The sequence below is a fragment of the Bacillus sp. FSL H7-0578 genome (genome assembly GCF_038630855.1).
GTDB lineage: Bacteria > Bacillota > Bacilli > Bacillales > Bacillaceae > Bacillus > Bacillus safensis.
The window spans coordinates 415,356-432,604 of the sequence record NZ_CP152045.1 but is presented as its reverse complement, the minus strand read 5'-3'; the positions used below and the strand labels follow the sequence as shown (position 1 = coordinate 432,604).

At 42.3% G+C, this 17,249-nt stretch carries 14 protein-coding genes; 7 read left to right on the top strand and 7 right to left on the bottom strand.

Annotated features, from left to right (window positions below):
* Window positions 1-79: 79 nt before the first annotated feature.
* Entirely contained in the window at window positions 80-1,867 is a 1,788-nt protein-coding gene (locus MHB41_RS02080) for a right-handed parallel beta-helix repeat-containing protein (RefSeq protein WP_340899358.1), read from the bottom strand.
* A 262-nt stretch (window positions 1,868-2,129) separates the two neighbouring features.
* Between MHB41_RS02080 and MHB41_RS02075 the strand changes: the two genes are divergently transcribed.
* Window positions 2,130-3,623 (top strand): peptide MFS transporter, encoded by a 1,494-nt coding sequence (locus MHB41_RS02075; protein WP_340899359.1) that lies wholly within the window; start codon window positions 2,130-2,132, stop codon window positions 3,621-3,623.
* Between the two features lie 46 nt (window positions 3,624-3,669).
* On the opposite strand, the gene MHB41_RS02070 is transcribed toward MHB41_RS02075, so the two are convergent.
* Both MHB41_RS02070 and MHB41_RS02065 read right to left on the bottom strand, forming a co-directional pair.
* On the bottom strand, window positions 3,670-5,061 hold the full coding sequence (locus MHB41_RS02070) for an amino acid permease (protein WP_340900260.1): 1,392 nt from the start codon (window positions 5,059-5,061) through the stop codon (window positions 3,670-3,672).
* A 356-nt stretch (window positions 5,062-5,417) separates the two neighbouring features.
* A complete protein-coding gene (locus tag MHB41_RS02065) occupies window positions 5,418-6,032 on the bottom strand; it encodes a dienelactone hydrolase family protein (protein ID WP_046313885.1) in 615 nt (204 codons plus the stop codon).
* A 313-nt stretch (window positions 6,033-6,345) separates the two neighbouring features.
* On the opposite strand from MHB41_RS02065, the gene tcyA reads away from it, so the two are divergent.
* From tcyA to MHB41_RS02050, 3 genes are read left to right on the top strand one after another with little or no spacing between them, the layout of a single operon-like run.
* Entirely contained in the window at window positions 6,346-7,161 is an 816-nt protein-coding gene (tcyA, locus tag MHB41_RS02060; RefSeq protein WP_142946756.1) for a cystine ABC transporter substrate-binding lipoprotein TcyA, read from the top strand.
* Window positions 7,148-7,840 carry an amino acid ABC transporter permease gene (locus MHB41_RS02055; RefSeq protein ID WP_024427294.1) on the top strand — a complete coding sequence of 231 codons (693 nt, stop codon included), beginning with the start codon at window positions 7,148-7,150 and terminating at the stop codon, window positions 7,838-7,840. The genes tcyA and MHB41_RS02055 overlap by 14 nt, the downstream gene beginning before the upstream one ends.
* Before the next feature lie 12 nt (window positions 7,841-7,852).
* Window positions 7,853-8,596, top strand: coding sequence for an amino acid ABC transporter ATP-binding protein (locus tag MHB41_RS02050; protein WP_024424287.1), 744 nt, complete (start codon window positions 7,853-7,855; stop codon window positions 8,594-8,596).
* A gap of 40 nt (window positions 8,597-8,636) precedes the next feature.
* Here the strand turns inward: MHB41_RS02050 and MHB41_RS02045 are convergent, their stop codons facing one another.
* The 3 genes from MHB41_RS02045 to MHB41_RS02035 all read right to left on the bottom strand — a co-directional run bounded on the left by MHB41_RS02045 (window position 8,637) and on the right by MHB41_RS02035 (window position 13,201).
* Window positions 8,637-8,921, bottom strand: a complete 285-nt coding sequence (locus MHB41_RS02045; protein WP_024427292.1) for an AbrB/MazE/SpoVT family DNA-binding domain-containing protein — start codon at window positions 8,919-8,921, stop codon at window positions 8,637-8,639.
* 98 nt (window positions 8,922-9,019) lie between these two features.
* Window positions 9,020-9,580: a class D sortase gene (locus MHB41_RS02040; RefSeq protein ID WP_061110639.1), complete on the bottom strand. Its 561-nt coding sequence runs from the start codon at window positions 9,578-9,580 to the stop codon at window positions 9,020-9,022.
* Between the two features lie 6 nt (window positions 9,581-9,586).
* Window positions 9,587-13,201: an isopeptide-forming domain-containing fimbrial protein gene (locus MHB41_RS02035; protein WP_340899364.1), complete on the bottom strand. Its 3,615-nt coding sequence runs from the start codon at window positions 13,199-13,201 to the stop codon at window positions 9,587-9,589.
* 537 nt (window positions 13,202-13,738) lie between these two features.
* Between MHB41_RS02035 and MHB41_RS02030 the strand changes: the two genes are divergently transcribed.
* The 3 genes from MHB41_RS02030 to MHB41_RS02020 all read left to right on the top strand — a co-directional run bounded on the left by MHB41_RS02030 (window position 13,739) and on the right by MHB41_RS02020 (window position 15,807).
* A complete protein-coding gene (locus MHB41_RS02030; RefSeq protein WP_061110376.1) occupies window positions 13,739-14,383 on the top strand; it encodes a YitT family protein in 645 nt (214 codons plus the stop codon).
* Window positions 14,384-14,465: 82 nt separating this feature from the next.
* A complete protein-coding gene (locus MHB41_RS02025) occupies window positions 14,466-15,053 on the top strand; it encodes a hypothetical protein (protein WP_340899366.1) in 588 nt (195 codons plus the stop codon).
* A gap of 61 nt (window positions 15,054-15,114) precedes the next feature.
* Complete coding sequence (locus MHB41_RS02020; protein ID WP_061110378.1) at window positions 15,115-15,807, top strand: 4'-phosphopantetheinyl transferase superfamily protein; 693 nt, start codon at window positions 15,115-15,117, stop codon at window positions 15,805-15,807.
* Here the strand turns inward: MHB41_RS02020 and MHB41_RS02015 are convergent.
* Window positions 15,804-17,141: a PLP-dependent aminotransferase family protein gene (locus tag MHB41_RS02015; protein ID WP_061110379.1), complete on the bottom strand. Its 1,338-nt coding sequence runs from the start codon at window positions 17,139-17,141 to the stop codon at window positions 15,804-15,806. The two genes, MHB41_RS02020 and MHB41_RS02015, sit on opposite strands and share 4 nt — an antisense overlap.
* Between the last annotated feature and the right edge of the window lie 108 nt (window positions 17,142-17,249).

The window sequence follows — 17,249 nt, the reverse complement described above, 5'->3', positions numbered from 1 at the left end:
AAAATAATTATTACTATATGCCCTTTTTACAGGATTGTCAACCGCCTTCTGAACCTCCAAAATAAGGGATTTCAAACGCTCATGATGGTGTATCAATCTCAATATTTCCGATGAGCCGGTCTGTGGTATGTGTCAACAATTGACTGCGTTCCAGCATGTTGTGAGCGATGACAGAATGAGTGGAATTTGCGGTGCGGACAGCAATCGCTTTTTGAGGAGATAGATTGATGATGTTATTGCGCAGCACACGGGCTGAGGCGGCCTGGTCAATAAAGATCGCCGTCGGCTGTCCGATCGATCGATTTAAATAGAAACGGTTATCTCCAATTTGTGGCGAACCATTTTTAATATACATCACCACATATAAGGATGTTTCTTCAAAGGAATTATCTTTAATCTCTAATGCCCCCGTCGTGCTGCTGTATACAGCGTAGTTTTGATAGTTTTTAAAGCGATTCTGCCAGATGAAAGCCTTTGCATTTTCGGTGACACTGATCGTATAGGAAGAATCTAGCTCCGGATGTCCTTCTTGAATAAAGTGATTGCCGTTGATCCCGACTTCCCCTTCCTGCACCCAGATTCCTCTGCTGAATTCTTTGAATTGATTGTGCTGGATGAGAATATTCGTTCCTCTCACCACGGCCGCATCGATAACAGAGTAGACCGTATTGTTTGAAAAGACGACACTATCCGATTGATAGATACGCAGCGAGGCGCTTCTTTTTCCGGTATTCGTTCCTGATTCAATATGGTTTCCTTCTATTAGAATACGATTCGCCATATAAACGGACACAGCCGCATCTTCAAAAAGACTAATCTTATTGCCTGTAATGTGAACACTGTCTCCCCTCACATCAATCCCTTTTTCAAACCCCTCAATCATATTGCCAATAATCACCACATTGTTTTCCGTTTGACCAAGTGAGACGCCTAAGCTCGTAATCCCTGCTTTTGTCACACCTCCTCCTACTGCACGAATCAAATTGTTGGCAATGATCGTTTCGGTGGAGAAGCCATAGGAGATACTGCTATCTGTATGATTGCCTTCAATGATCACACCATAGCCGTTAAAGTTATAGATGGAGCTTGCAGCACCTCCTCTGACGATGTTGTTGCGAATCTGAATATTCAGAGGCTCCTCCATATTAACGGCATTTTCTCCATAGCCTTCAATATCAATGCCCATTCTTGGCTCGACCCCATTTACTCCTGCTCTTTCCAAGAGACAGTCCTCCACAATAACCCCATCACAGCCTGTAATCGAAATATTGTTTCGTCTCGAATCTGTGATGGTGCAGCCAGAAATATCAATAGATGCAGCAGGCGAGTATGGTTCCCCCTCTGTCAACAAACCGTGGGGACTGACAATGATGCCGTCTCCCGTACAATTTTTTATTTGGACATGATTGACCTCTACATGGGAGGCACCTTCAATACATATCCCAAAGCCCCATTCATGGGTTTTTCGTTCAGCGGGGAGCGGCTTGTATACATGCTCATGACGATCCCCTTCAATACGCCCGCCTCGAATGGTCACATGCTCAACCTTTCCTATATAAAAAGCTGCATACCCCCATGAATCATTTGGTTTCACCTTTATTACAGCGTCTGACGCCATCTCAATGCATATATGACTTGGCACCCGTATACCTGCACCTCGGAAAGGAAAAAATGGATCACCTCTGTACACCGCATCGATTAAATATGTGCCGCTCGGCAGCCAGATATGGGAATATCCCTGTGCTTTTGTCCACTCTAAACATTCATTGAGCTTAGCTGTGCAATCCGTTTTCCCGTCAGCAATTACGCCAAAATCTAGTACATTGACAACTGGTTTTTTTAGATCAGATTCATTCAATTCCCCCAACCTAATCACTCCTTTTCACACATGTTCTCTTGTCATCCTATGCATGTGGTAAAGGTTTGCTTGTACATTCCTTCAAATTTTAAATAAATTCTTTTGGAATAACTTTCCGATAATTTTCACTTCAAAGAATTTTTCAATTTTTTGAGTCTTTACGCCTATTGAACTAACATTTTCCTGTTTTAGAATAGTTTTATATTGACACAAGAACTATACAAGAATATCATTTTTCTCATATCTCTTTTTTTAAGAAAGGATCTATGCCATGTCTACAATTGATCACGATAAAATTGTTAAAAGTGTTCCTCAAAAAGGGTTTTTTGGACATCCTAAAGGACTTTACACACTGTTTTTCACTGAATTTTGGGAGCGTTTCTCCTATTATGGCATGCGTGCACTGCTTATTTATTATATGTACACAGAGGTGACAAAAGGCGGTCTAGGCTTTGATCAGACGACAGCCAATTCGATCATGTCTGTCTACGGTGCGCTTGTCTATATGTCAGGAGTGATTGGCGGATGGCTCGCCGACCGGGTATTTGGATCATCCAGTACGGTCTTTTATGGCGGAGTTTTCATTATGCTTGGCCACATGATTTTGGCTTTGCCAAGCGGAGCAACAGCGCTCTTTATTAGTATGGGACTGATTATTATCGGGACAGGTCTTCTCAAGCCAAACGTTTCAAACATTGTTGGCGACCTGTATACAAAAACAGACCCGCGCAGGGACTCTGGATTTAGTATTTTCTACATGGGGATCAACATGGGTGGCTTTATCTCCCCATTAATTGTCGGAACACTCGGTCAAAAAGTGAATTTCCACCTCGGGTTCTCACTCGCTGCCGTTGGGATGCTTGTTGGACTCATTACATTTGTCGTCACAAAAAAACCGAACCTTGGTCTTGCCGGCACGTATGTGACAAATCCATTATCAGCTGCCGAACGTAAGAACTTCAAAATTTACGGATCATTGGTTGTGATTTTGCTTGCGGTTTTTGCTGTCATTGGCATTCAAACAGGCGCACTCACAATTATTCTATTCACTTGGTTTGTCAGTGCCCTTGGTGTACTCATTCCGATTGTTTATTTCATTGTCATGTATTTCAGTAAAAAGACGAGCGCAGTGGAACAATCCAGGGTTCTCGCTTATATTCCATTGTTCCTTGCTGCCGTGATGTTCTGGGCAATTCAAGAGCAGGGCTCAAACATTTTAGCAACATATGCAGATCAACGAACAAACTTGAATTTCCTTGGGATGACACTAGCGTCTTCATGGTTCCAATCATTGAACCCAATCTTTATTGTGCTGCTGTCTCCAGTGTTTGCTTGGTTATGGGTCAGACTTGGGAAGAAACAGCCGTCTACCCCGATTAAATTCTCACTCGGTCTTCTGTTTGCAGGGTTATCCTTCATCATCATGATCATTCCTGCATACATGTCCGGTCCGAACACACTTGTGAGCCCATTATGGCTCGTTCTGAGCTTCTTCCTCGTCGTGATCGGAGAGCTCTGCTTATCACCAGTTGGACTGTCAGCGACAACAAAGCTGGCCCCTGCTGCCTTCTCAGCGCAAACGATGAGCCTTTGGTTCCTTTCAAATGCAATGGCACAAGCGATCAATGCGCAAGTAGTCAAACTGTTTGATAAAGTGCCGGAAACCGTCTATTTCGGTATCATCGGATTCCTTGCCATCGTTTTATGCGGTGTGATGCTATTACTGACACCAGTGATTAAGAAAGCGATGAAAGGCGTTCATTGAATTAAAAAAAGAAGCCTCCCGATTGGGTTGGCTTCTTTTTGATGGTTTAAAACCGGATCTCGTCATCTCCATGGATTTGCAGATTCAGCGGCTCACTTTGTGCCTGATGCTTTTTCACATAGCGGTGATAGACAACATATCCAATGATCATAAGCGGTACACCGACATATAGCCCGATGCGCTGCTCTTGATCAAAGGCAAGACTGACCAATACGATGGTATTCAGTGTAATTGCAATGATCGGCAGCACCGGATAAAGAGGCGTTTTAAATTTTAAGTTTTCCAGCTTTCCGCCTGCTTTCAAGTATTTTCTACGGAAAAGCAGCTGTGATAATGTAATCGTGATCCAGCCTGTCTGGGCACTCATGCCGGCAATGGACACGATCCAGGCAAATACCGTTTTCTCAGCAAAGAACCCGGATAACAGCGAAATCCCTGTAAATAGGAAGGTGAGCAGTAAGGCATTCATCGGAATACCGCGTTGATTGACGCGTCTAAATGCTTTTCCTGCCATTCCTTCCTTCGATAAGGAATACAGCATTCTTGTTGATGCATACAAGCCAGAGTTCGCAACAGATAATAAAGCAATGATAATGACAAAGTTCATGATGTCTGCCGCAAAAGGAATGCCCGTTCTCTCAAACACAGTAACAAATGGGCTTTGCAGCACACTAGCTTCCTTCCAAGGCACCATACCGGCTAAGACGAAAATCGATAAGACGAAAAAGACAAGTGTACGCCATACGGTCTGATGGATCGAACGGGGAACGGTTTTCTCAGGGTTTTCACTTTCTCCTGCCGCAATCCCGATCAGCTCTGTTCCTTGAAACGAAAAATTTACTGTTATCATCGTAACCACAACAGCGAGCAGGCCATTTGGAAACAGCCCGTCACTCACAAAATGGCTGAAGTATGGGGCGGGTTCACCGCTCGTTGTTTCAATAAACCCAAACATCGCCGCTCCACCTACGCCAATAAAGAGTAAAATCGCAATAATCTTAATGGTGGAAAAGAAAAACTCCGACTCCCCGAACGCTTTCGCTGACCGGGCATTTAATAAGAAAAGACAGAGTCCGAATATGAGACACCAAATCCACACATCCACTTGCGGGAGCCAGCGCCTCATCAGCTGCCCTGCTGATAAGAACTCAAGGGCGACCGTTGCTGCCCAGCCGAGCCAATAAATCCAGCCGACAGCAAAACCTGCTGCAGGGCTGACAAATTTCGTCGCATACGTATGAAACGACCCCGACACAGGAAGTGCAACCGACAGCTCACCAAGACACAGCATGGTTAAATACATGATCAATCCGCCCACAATATATGAAAGAACAGCTCCGACTGGCCCTGCTTGTCCAATCGTATAGCCCGTTCCTAAGAAAAAGCCTGTCCCAATGACACCGCCAAGTGAAATCATAAATAAATGGCGGGAGGTCATCGCCCTTTTCAATTGTTCAGGCTGATTTTGTCCAACATCCACAATGATGCCCTCCTTCTTCTAAGATGCTCTGTTATCAAAACATGTCTCCATGTGATTCATTCCATTTTCAAAACAACCTACTAATTATACATCTTTTATAATAAATATGCTTCCTTCTATGGTCACTGTCTCAAAGTCTTTATTTTAGTAATGTTCGCACAACTATGTGGTGGATCAAACCATTTGATAGGATGCCATATATCTAAAATATTGCACAAAAAAACCAGCATGAAACTTTATCGTTGCACACTGGTTTCGTTTCATTCTTTTCGAGTCTCATTTTAGACAGTTCTTATGATCACTTTTGTCACAAGTCATTCTGCTTTTAGCAAACATACTTTGATAAATTCATCTATTTCCTGAAAGCAGCGATTTTTAGATTCAGCGTGAAAAGCCGCAGAATAAGGATTGGCGAATCCATGCTCTCCCTCTACTATTGTCACGCAAAGCTTTTTCTTTTTCTCCAAAACACTCGCAATCTCCCTGGGATGAAAGGATGCTTCGATCTCCGGGAAAAATAACAGCGTTTTGCAGGCGGGCGCAAGATCGACGTCATCTCTGATCCTTGAACCATAAAATCCAATAACTCCTCTAAACAGCTGATCATTTTGGCTGCATCGCCAGGCAATTGTTGCCCCCACACTAAAACCTAGCAGAAATATATCTATCGCGGCATTCTTCGTCTTTAACTCTTTTGCCAGATTCAGTACACTCTTTACCGGCTTATCAAAACCAACTTTATTCATAAAGTAGTCGTAAGCCTCATTTTCACTGACATAAGGGAAGTGCTTCGCCTGTCCCAATAAATGAGGACAATAAACCTCAAATCCAGCTTTGTCGAAATAATGGATCATACTCTTCATATGATCATTTATTCCGTATATTTCGTGTATTAAGATCATGACAGGTTTTTGTTTCGATGTATGCAAATGTTCACACTTCCCTTTTGTTTCTTAGAAGTCAATTGAATCGATTGGAAAATTTCGTTGGGATGATCATAGCATATTTTACCCGAATCGTTTATCTAACGTTCCACCAATCAAATCATCTTAATCATCTTGAACTTGTGTATGGTTTTATTCACCTTTTAACTTGGGTATAGTTCTATCGTTTGTCCGTTCGACCGTTTGAGGGCATAAAGTTGGTGAGATTCGCTCAAGCTAGTTTCAAATGCTTTACTTTTAGGTTGCTTCTCTGTAAGATCATATGTTGTAAATACCAACAAGAAAAGTGGGGAATAAAATGAAAAAAATGTTCTTTGCCATTATGTTAGGCGTTTGTGTTGCATTGATCACGGCATGTGGATCTGGTGCAAGCGACAACGCGAATAAACAATCTGGGTCTAAGGAATCAGGAGACCTTTGGAAATCCATTCAGGATAAAGGTGTATTAACCATCGGAACAGAGGGTACTTATGCTCCTTTCACCTTCCATGACAAAAAGACAGATAAATTAACTGGCTATGATGTAGAAGTCATCACAGAAGTAGCAAAACGTCTTGACTTAAAACCTGAATTCAAAGAAACACAATGGGACAGTATGTTTGCTGGACTGAATGCAAAACGTTTTGACGTGGTAGCGAACCAAGTTGGGAAAACTGGACGTGAAAATCAATACGATTTCTCTGATAAATATACGACATCTCAAGCTATTGTTGTGACAAAATCAGATAACAACGACATCAAGAAACTATCTGATGTGAAAGGCAAAAAAGCAGCACAATCATTAACAAGTAACTACAATAAACTAGCAACAGATGCTGGCGCTAAGATTGAAGGCGTTGAAGGTCTTGCACAATCCATTCAATTGATTCAGCAAGGACGTGCTGATCTGACGTTCAATGACAAATTGGCTGTATTGAATTACTTGAAAACAAGCGGTAACAAAAACCTAAAAGTTGCATTTGAAACAGGAGATCCTCAAGAAACGTATTTCGCATTCAGAAAAGGCAGCGGCGAAGTCGTTGACAAAGTGAATGGCGCATTAAAAGAAATGAAAAAAGACGGTACACTCGCTAAGATTTCTAAGAAATGGTTTGGTGAAGATGTTACAAAATAACATCCTAGGAGTCGTCATTCCTTGGGATCTTCTTCAGCAATCTTTTTGGCCAATGGTGATGCAGGGGATTTATTATACAATTCCCCTCGCCATCATTGCCTTTATTATTGGTATTTTTATCGCGCTTGTGACAGCTCTTGCTAGAATGTCTAAAATGAAAGCCCTCAGATGGATTTTCTCCATCTATGTGTCGGCCGTTCGCGGAACGCCGCTTTTTGTGCAATTGTTTATTATTTTCTATTTCTTTCCGACATTTAATATCACACTGGATCCATATCCAAGTGCCATTATTGCTTTTTCATTAAACGTAGGTGCGTATGCGTCGGAAATTATCCGTGCATCCGTCCTGTCTGTTCCAAAAGGGCAATGGGAAGCAGGTTATTCCATTGGGATGACACATCGCAAAACGCTCGTCCGCGTGATTTTACCGCAGGCTGTGCGTGTATCGATTCCACCGCTCTCTAATTCATTTATTAGTTTGGTGAAGGATACATCCCTTGCCTCCCAAATTCTCGTGGCAGAGATGTTCCGTAAATCACAGGAGATTGCTGCGGCGAACTTGGATCAGATCTTGTTTATTTATATGGAAGCAGCCCTCATCTATTGGGTATTCTGCTTCATTCTATCGCTCGTTCAGCATCAAATTGAAAAACGACTTGATCGATATGTCGCAAGGTAAGGAGGGAACGACATGCTAACAGTCAAAGGCTTAAAGAAATCCTTTGGTGAAAATGAGATTTTAAAGTCGATTGATTTTTCGATCAACAAAGGGCAGGTTGTGGCCATCCTCGGTCCATCTGGTTCAGGAAAAACAACGATGCTTCGCTGTTTAAATGCACTTGAAATACCAAATGGCGGCTCCTTTACCTTCGATGATTTCTCGATTGATTTTTCGAAAAAAAATAAATCAGCTGATCTGCTGAAGCTACGCCGGAAATCAGGAATGGTGTTTCAGGATTATCACCTGTTTCCTCACCGTACAGTGCTTGAAAATGTGATGGAAGGCCCTGTCCAAGTGCAGCGCCGTCCAAAGGAAACGGTTCGAAAAGAAGCCATTCAGCTCTTGCAAAAGGTCGGTCTGGAAGATAAAAAGGATCTGTATCCATTCCAGCTCTCAGGCGGTCAAAAGCAGCGTGTCGGGATTGCCCGTGCACTTGCCATTCAGCCAGAGCTCATGCTTTTTGATGAACCTACCTCTGCGCTTGACCCTGAGCTTGTCGGAGAAGTCTTAAAGGTCATGAAGGATCTAGCGAAGGAAGGCTGGACCATGGCGGTTGTCACACATGAAATCAAGTTTGCCCAAGAAGTAGCAGACGAAGTGATTTTTATTGATGGCGGCGTCATCGTCGAACAAGGTCCTCCAGAGGAAATCTTCAAACGACCAAAGGAAGAACGAACAAAACAATTCTTAAACCGGATTTTGAATCCAGTATGATGAAAAAAGGCTGTTCTCACGTGGTGAGAACAGCCTTTTTTTATATCTCTTTTTGCAGGCGAAGTGCCAGTAAATCTTGCAGGAGCAGTCTCGCTCCCTCTGGACTGATAACCAGCCCGCCGGATAGCACCTTATTGGAACACGTCACTTGTCCTGTTACGATGCAAGGTTTGTCCTGCCAATACGGCTTCATCACAATTTGGTCTTCTTCTCGATAAATCTCCATAAAATCTTGCGGATGAATGTTCAACCGTTTTCTCATCTCTGTCGGCAGGACGATCCTTCCAAATTTATCTATATATTTAACATAATCGTTATTTAACAAATTGCCCCCTCCTGCATCTCTAGATATGATATAAAAGATTCCCTCTTTATGAAGGGATTAAGCGATCAAATCGGTTAATCTGCAGGCTGTTCCAGTGACTAAATACGCTTCCCATATATGATATATCTGTTTGGTGCAGGACCAATATAGGAAAAAGGGTAACATGTGGTGAGGACAAGTTCTTCCTTTTCCTGTTGTAAAGTAATAATTGTTTGATCATCTTTCTTCACTATCTTTGTTTTCTCGATTTCATAGACAAAACGTCCATATGAAAGCTCGACAATCAATTGATCTCCTTTCACAAGTTCTCCTGTTCGTCTAAACACCGTATCACGATGCCCTGATAGAACGATTTGTCCGTGCTCGTTTGGAAAATAACTCTCGTGAAAGTGACCAACGCCTTTTGCTAAATCATCTGCATCTGTTCCTTCTACAATCGGTAACTCAGCTTTTAGCTTTGGGATGTGCAAAAGCCCAATCGCTTCACCAGTCTGCGGTGCAAAAGGGGAATCTGTTTGCCCCTTTTGCTGAATGGCTGCTTGTGCAGACTGAAATGACTGATCTACTTCTTTTTGTCCATCAACGATATTCAAATATCCTACAATCGCAAGACAAAGCCCTGCTATGATCATTATCGCTGAGATGAATTTTTGAAACATGACTGGTTATCCGTTTCTTTTTCTTCTATTCCAAAAAATCAGGGCTACACCTATTAATACGAGTGCAAATCCTGCTAGTAAAAGGTTGTACATCGCAGTTGCAGTATTCGGAAGATGATGTCCAGATGTATCCTGTTGTGGATCAGAAGGTTGATCTGGATTTGCTGGGACTTCTGGCACATTTGGTGGTTCTACTGTCGTTGAGTTTTCAGGTTTGTCTGGCTCATCTACATTCTCACCCTTCACGACTCCGATATTTTGAATGGTTTTCCCTTCAGATCCTTTGGCAGCCTTCGCTTCAAAGGTCACTGTATGCCAGTCCGTATCTTTGATATCGCCAAATTGAGCGGTGACTGTGCCTTTTGTGTAGTCTCCGTTGTCATCATCTTTTGCATCTGTGACGGCTTGTCCATCTACTTTTAGTGAACCTTCGACATATTCAAGACCTTCTGGCAGTTTATCTGCGATCACTAAGTCTTTGATGACACTGTCTTCTACACTATTTTTTGTTTTGATCGTGTAAAGCAGGGTGTCGCCTACTTGTACTTCTTTTTCATCGGTATTGCCTTCTGCTTTTTGAGAGATTTCTGATGTTTTTTCTGATTCAAGCTTTGGATCTCTTGGATCAATGTTTGTTTCGGTTGTTGGTTCGTCTGGCGGCGTGTTTTCACCTGTTACTTTCGCTGTGTTTTGAATGCTTTTACCTGATTGGCCTTTAGCGACCTTCGCTTCAAAGGTCACTGTATGCCAGTCCGTATCTTTGATATCGCCAAATTGACCGGTCACCGTACCTTTTGTGTAGTCTCCGTTGTCATCATCTTTTGCATCTGTGACGGCTTGGTCATCTACTTTTAATGAGCCTTCGACATATTCAAGACCTTGTGGCAGTTGATCTGTGATGACTAAATTTTTGACGATGCTGTCTTCTTCAAGATTCTTTGTTTTGATCGTGTAGAGAAGGGTATCGCCTACCTGTGGTGTCTTTTCATCTGTGTTACCTTCTGCTTTTTTCTGAATGCTCGCTGCCTTTTCTGATGTTAGTTTTGGCTCACGAGGGTAAATTTCTGTTTTTGTTGTTGGATCATCTGGCGGCGTGTTTTCACCTGTTACTTCAGCTGTGTTTTGAATGTCTTGACCAGCCTGTCCCTTTTCAACTGTCACTTTAAACGTCACAGTATGCCAGTCCGTGTCCTTCACATCACCAAAATAACCTGTGACCTTTCCATCTGTGTAGTCACCGCTATCGTCGTCTTTCACATCTGTGACAGAATCTCCATCAATTTCAAGAGACCCAGTGACATACTTCAGCCCTTTTGGCAATTGATCTGAGATGACTAGATTTTCAATAAGGCTGTCTTCTATCGTGTTTTTTGTTTTAATCGTATAAAGGAGGGTGTCACCTACTTCTGGATGCTTCTCATCTGTATTGCCTTCTGCTTTTTTCTGTAAGACCGCTGATTTTTCTGATTCAAGTTTCGGATCACGAGGATAAATTTCTACGTTTGTTGTCGGTTCGTCTGGTGGTGTGTTTTCACCTGTGACACTCGCTGTATTTTGAATGTCTTTACCAGACTGTCCTTTTTGAATCGTGACCTCAAACGTCACGGTATGCCAATCGGTATCTTTAATGTCACCGAATTGTCCTGAGACGGTTCTGTTTGTGACATCGCCATTGTCTTGATCTTGCTCATCTGTCACCGCTTGTCCGTCTACCTCAAGTGAATTGGACACATATGCCAATCCTTCCGGCAGTTCATCTGAGATCACTAAGTTTTCAACGAGACTGTCTTCTATCGTATTCTTGGTTTTTATTGTATAAAGAAGTGTGTCACCGACCTCTGGATGCTTCTCATCTGTATTACCATCTGCTTTTTTCTGCAAGACGGCAGATTTTTCAGAAGTCAATTTCGGGTCACGAGGATAGATTTCTACATTCGTTGTCGGCTCGTCTGGTGGTGTGTTACCGGTTGTGACACTCGCTGTATTTTGAATGTCTTTGCCTGCCTGACCTTTTTCAACTGTGACTTCAAACGTCACGGTATGCCATTTCGCATCTTTCACTTCACCGAACGTTCCAGTGACAGTTCCGTCTGTCATATCACCTTTATCATCATCTTTTACATCTGTGACTGGATTTCCATCTACCTGAAGTGAATTTGGTACATATGATAACCCTTGAGGTAACTTGTCAGAAATCACAAGATCTTCAATCACACTATCTTCAACAGCGTTACGGGCTTGAATGGTATACAGTAATGTGTCGCCTACTTCTGGATGCTTCTCATCTGTATTACCATTTGCTTTTTTTTGTAAGACCGCTGATTTTTCTGATTCAAGCTTCGGATCACGAGGATAAATCTCTATGTTTGTTGTTGGATTGTCTGGCGGTGTGTTTTCCCCTTTGACATTCGCTGTATTTTGAATATCTTTACCCGCTTGCCCTTTTGCTACTTTCGCTTCAAATGTCACCGTGTGCCAATCGGTATCTTTCACATCCCCGATTTGACCTGTCACAGTACCGTTTGTATAATCACCTTTATCTTGATCCTTTGCATCTGTTACGCTTGTGCCATCTACCTTAAGAGACCCAGAAACATAGGTTAAACTGCTCGGAAGGTTATCTGATATCGTCAGATTCTTAAGAATGCCATATTGCACCGTATTTTTTGCTCTAATTGTATAAAGCAATGTGTCGCCTACTTCTGGATGCTTCTCATCTGTGTTGCCCTCTGCTTTTTTCTGTAAGGCAACAGTTTTTTCTGATTCAAGCTCTGGAGGGAATGGATCAAATTCAGGCTTCACACGTGAAGCTAAGTCGTAAGTTAATGAATCACCTGCAGTGCCTATATACGTTGTACTTAATGTTTTCGCATCAAGTGTAAAAAAAGTAGAATGACCGATAGATTCATCTTTTCCTGATTGTAATAGCATTTGTCCATTTGGCAAGAAGCTAATCCCCCGAACGCCTCCGTCAATCATTTTACCATCCGCATTTGTAATCGGAATGACACGAATCACTTCGGCTGTTTCAGGATTCATTTGCGCAATGGCCCCACTGCTATTAGATGCGAACCAAAGATAGCCATCCTTATCGACTACAAGGTCTCCGCCAATGTCTCCACCAATTCCAGAACCAACGTCATAACCGACAATTTTTTTGGACGTTTTTTGACCCGTAATTAAATCGTACGTTCCAAGGAAAGAATCACCATTAGAAGGATAAGAATATATATATTTATCTTGATACACAACGGCATTAGTAGCGCCTTCAGGTAGTTTAGTTACGATTTCTGCTTGTCCTGATGTCGCATTTATTTTATATAGAGCACGGCTAGTGCCATTTGCAGTTGCATACACTACATTTTCTCGATCGCTTACAGCAACACCATTCACTGCGGCTACATCTATTCCTTTCACTTCTACACTAGCTTTTACATTTGTTGGATTGTTTCCATCGAGTTGCTGAAGAACTAGTGGTCTACTCCCAATCATGTAGGAATCCGTATTGTTCACAACCACTGTTCCAGCGGCTTTTGTAACAGGTGGTGAAACTGTTAATATATTTCCAGCAATCAGCACCAATATAAGAAATAATTGACTCGTTCTTTTTAATATATTCATTTTTTGACATCCCCTTTTCCCTGCTCTAAATCATATGGTATGTACCAGTTCACCCCCCACACTTTGGTAAAGAATATCAGTAAGATTTCAAAAGCCTCAACAGGACTAAATGACTATTTTCGACAAAAATAGACATTTTGAACTATATACCTATCAATGATTGACTTGCTTATATTTTTTCCAATAAAACAGCCTTTTTCCATCCCGAATTTCATCATCTATCTATCTTTCTAAACAGGTCTTATGTTGTGAATTACATACAATCCTTTCTATTTAATGATAAATATTCTTTAATTGGGTGATGATTATTTTTTGTCAGTATATATTGAAATTTTTTCATTTTATCTTAAAAAAAGGGAATGATTGGTGCACTTTGTTAAAAAAAACAAACCAAAAGTCTTACTGCTTGTTTTGATGTTTTACGATGTGAAAAAATTATTTTGAGGAGTAAGCGATTACAATTGAGCAAAGCCATTTAAAGGGGCGTGGGAGTATGTTACGATTGAATTCGAGTGTTTAAGAAAGAAGGGAAAGCTTTTGAAGCGGGAACATCTTTTACGTTGGTTTTTTTATTTTGTTGGATTGATCGTACTAGCTTTTGGACTATCGCTGACAGTGAAAGGGAAGATCCTTGGGATTGGTCCTTGGGACGCTTTCCACTACGGACTGTTTCAGCATTTTGGACTCACGATTGGACAGTGGTCCATCATTATTGGTGCACTCATTGTGACACTGACTTCTGTTTTTACGAAATCATTTCCAAAGGTCGGCGCATTACTGAACATGGTGCTGATTGGTATGTTTATAGATTTCTTTAATGCGGTATTGCCTGCACCACACGGGTATTTACCCGCTTTATATGTGTTTATTACGGGCGTTGTGGTTTCAGGGTATGGTGTTGGCATTTATGTCTCAGCGAATCTTGGCGCCGGGCCAAGGGATTCATTAATGCTGCTCATCTCAGCGAAAACAGGATTGAACGTGCAGTGGGTGCGAAATGGCATTGAGTTAACAGTGCTTTTATTTGCATGGATGCTCGGTGGACCGATTGGAGTTGGAACGATTTTGACTGCGATCTTCACAGGTCTTGTCCTTCGTTTCTCCTTGCCGCAATCAACACGGCTCCTGCAGCTGCTCATTACAAAAACAGCAGAAAAACCTGTTCAAACCCTTACAAGATGAAAGCAAGCCATTCTATAATTAGAATGGCTTTTCTTGTGCTAAAATAAATAAACAGAATATTCACATACCGGAGATGAGACCTATGCAGCTTTTCCACTATCATTACTGGACACCATTTGTTGAAGAGACAGAACAAACATATCGTTCGCTAGGCTTTGAGGTTAAAGGCCGTTTCACAAAGGATGGCTCCTATCATCCCCCGCTGACATGGGATGATTTTAGAGAAGAGCAGCCGACTTTTCGAATCATCGAAATGAGAAAAGGACAGATCAATATCACATTTGGCTATAGCAAAAAAGTCCTTTTTGATCACATCGGCTTTCTTGTCTCAGACGAAAAATATGATCAACTGCTTGCACAAGCTAAAGAACTAAACTGGCCAATCCAAGCTGGGGAACGGAGAACGTTTCTTTCGACACCTCTTCGTTTAAGGCTTGAATTACAGCGCCGTACAGATGTCATTGAAACTGGAACCGATGCGCTGCATGCTATGACAATTGCTGTTCCTGATTTGTCACAGACACCTAAAGTCGATCAGCTGCTATCACCTTTGCATCAGCCCATTCACTGGCAAAAAGGAGAACGGCTTTCCCTGCTTGACGTGATCATGACGGATGTTGATGGAGTTGATACAACTGATCCGAATGGTGTTCACATCGTAAATCGTTAATGGACCCTTTTGCACGCCGCTCTCCAATGGTACAATCAATGTAAAAAATTAGAGGTTTGTTATGAAGATATTTGCTATCCAATTACAACACTTAGATGAAATCAATGAACGACAACAAATAGATCGTCTGAAACCCTTTGTTTCAGCTGAAAAGCGTGCTGCCGCTGAACGCTTTCGTTTTTTAATCGACGCAAGAAGGACCTTGTTAGGTGAAGTGCTGGTTCGTCAAACGATCCATGATATGTACGAGCTGCCTATGGACGAGATCGTTTTTGAAACAGAGGGCAATGGCAAACCTGTCGTCCGGCAACTTCCTTCTTTTCATTTTAATCTTTCTCACTCTGGCGATTGGGTCGTTTGCGCAGTAGATGATGCACCTGTGGGCATTGATATTGAGGAAATCAAGCCTATTGATCTGGCGATTGCCAAACGATTTTTTTCAGCGGATGAGTATCAGGATTTACTCTCACAGCCGGCAGAACGGCAGGAAGCCTATTTCTTTCATCTTTGGTCAATGAAGGAGGCCTTTATCAAGCTGACTGGAAAAGGATTATCCTATGGGCTTTCGTCCTTTACAGCCCGTCTGTCAGAGGATGGACAGGCTGCGTTAACATTACCTGATCATGAAGCGCCTTGCTTTGTTCAAACATACTCACTTGACCCTGCCTACCAAATGGCGGTATGCACACGAAAACCTGCTGCGGCTGAAAGCGTTGAGAGACTCACTTGCAGCGATGTACTGTCCCGCCTTTAATAACGCGTGCTTTGCTGAAATACCGTCTTTAATAGATCGACTCCGCGTGTGATCTGCTCTTCTTTCACCTGCCAAATGTTCAGCTGAAGAATGGGGTCCTTTTGATAGGCCGACAGGTAATAACGGTCAATTGGCTGAATGGAAACAGATGCCTTTTTCAGCTGCTGAATAATCTGGTTCATGGGAATCGACCGGTCGACACGTAAATGTGTATGGGTAGCCGGCTCCTGTTCTCCCAGCTGATAAGCGCTCTGATCATTTTTTAATCTTGCCACGAGCTGCTTGGAGCGGTTTCGATAGGTCGCCCGCATCCTGTCTCTATGCCGCTCAAACATCCCGCTTTTTAAATATATTTCTAAGGCTGCCTGGGACAGCATAGAGCTGTCGATATCAATCAGCCGTTTGTGTTCGCTAAAAGGCCGAATCAGTTCTTCAGGTAAGACGACCGCTCCTGTCCGCAGCCCCGGAAATATGATTTTAGAAAAGCTTTTCAAATAAATGACCTTTCCTGCCTGATCGTACGAGTAGATCGGGTCTCTTTTTGTGTCGAATTCTAAATCTGCTATATAATCATCCTCAACAATGTAGACATCATATTTCTCAGCAAGGGCTGCAATCGCTCTTTTTTCTCGTTTTGATAAACTCGTTCCAAGCGGGTTTTGAAATCTTGGCATCGTATAGAAAAAACGAATCTCCTCTTCTCGAAAGATATGCTCTAATTCGATAAGATCGATCCCTTTTTCCGTCCGCTGAATTCCGCGCACAGGCAATTGGTTTTTCTCTAAATATTGGAGGTATAAGTGATAACCCGGCTGTTCGACTAGTATGGTTTGTTTTCCATTCGGAAAAGGAATGGTGCTTAAAATGGATAAAGCGAGCTGAATACCAGAGGTCATGACGATCTGTTCTGGATGAGCAAACACTTGATAATCCATTAATCGCTTTGAAATGACTGGCAGCAGTGATGGTAAGCCGTTGGCTGTGCCGTAAATAAATAAGTCATTTTGATATAAATCGATCGCTTGGTTGATGCAGTGCTGGAAATCGACATATGGAAACACAACGGGATCAGGTGCAGATGAAGCAAAATCAATCCATGTGCCGTCCTGCTTACCTGCTCGCTGCTTCGTTTTCACGACATAATAACCGCTTCTTTCTACAGAATACAGCAGATGTTCACGCTCCAATGTATCCAGCGCCTTGATGACAGTGCTTTTACTCACTGCATATTGAGCAGCTAAGTGGCGAATGGATGGAATTTTCATCCCAGCACTGTACTCACCAGAATCCATTTTTTCTTTTAAGCTCAAGACAAGCTGATCATATTTCCTCACACCTTTTCCTCCTTGTACCGGTACAGATATCATGTTCTCTTATTGTACACGTTAGATGATCCGATTACGATAGAAGAACAGAACCGGTCAATTCATTTGAAGCATGCA

Coding starts and splice junctions, on each gene's coding strand:
- MHB41_RS02040 (WP_061110639.1), bottom strand. CDS start 9,580: ATGTTTCAAAAATTCATCTCAGCGATAATGATCATAGCAGGGCTTTGT.
- MHB41_RS02025 (WP_340899366.1), top strand. CDS start 14,466: ATGCAGCTTTTCCACTATCATTACTGGACACCATTTGTTGAAGAGACA.
- MHB41_RS02055 (WP_024427294.1), top strand. CDS start 7,148: ATGTTACAAAATAACATCCTAGGAGTCGTCATTCCTTGGGATCTTCTT.
- MHB41_RS02070 (WP_340900260.1), bottom strand. CDS start 5,061: ATGACCTCCCGCCATTTATTTATGATTTCACTTGGCGGTGTCATTGGG.
- MHB41_RS02075 (WP_340899359.1), top strand. CDS start 2,130: ATGTCTACAATTGATCACGATAAAATTGTTAAAAGTGTTCCTCAAAAA.
- MHB41_RS02020 (WP_061110378.1), top strand. CDS start 15,115: ATGAAGATATTTGCTATCCAATTACAACACTTAGATGAAATCAATGAA.
- MHB41_RS02050 (WP_024424287.1), top strand. CDS start 7,853: ATGCTAACAGTCAAAGGCTTAAAGAAATCCTTTGGTGAAAATGAGATT.
- MHB41_RS02035 (WP_340899364.1), bottom strand. CDS start 13,201: ATGAATATATTAAAAAGAACGAGTCAATTATTTCTTATATTGGTGCTG.
- tcyA (WP_142946756.1), top strand. CDS start 6,346: ATGAAAAAAATGTTCTTTGCCATTATGTTAGGCGTTTGTGTTGCATTG.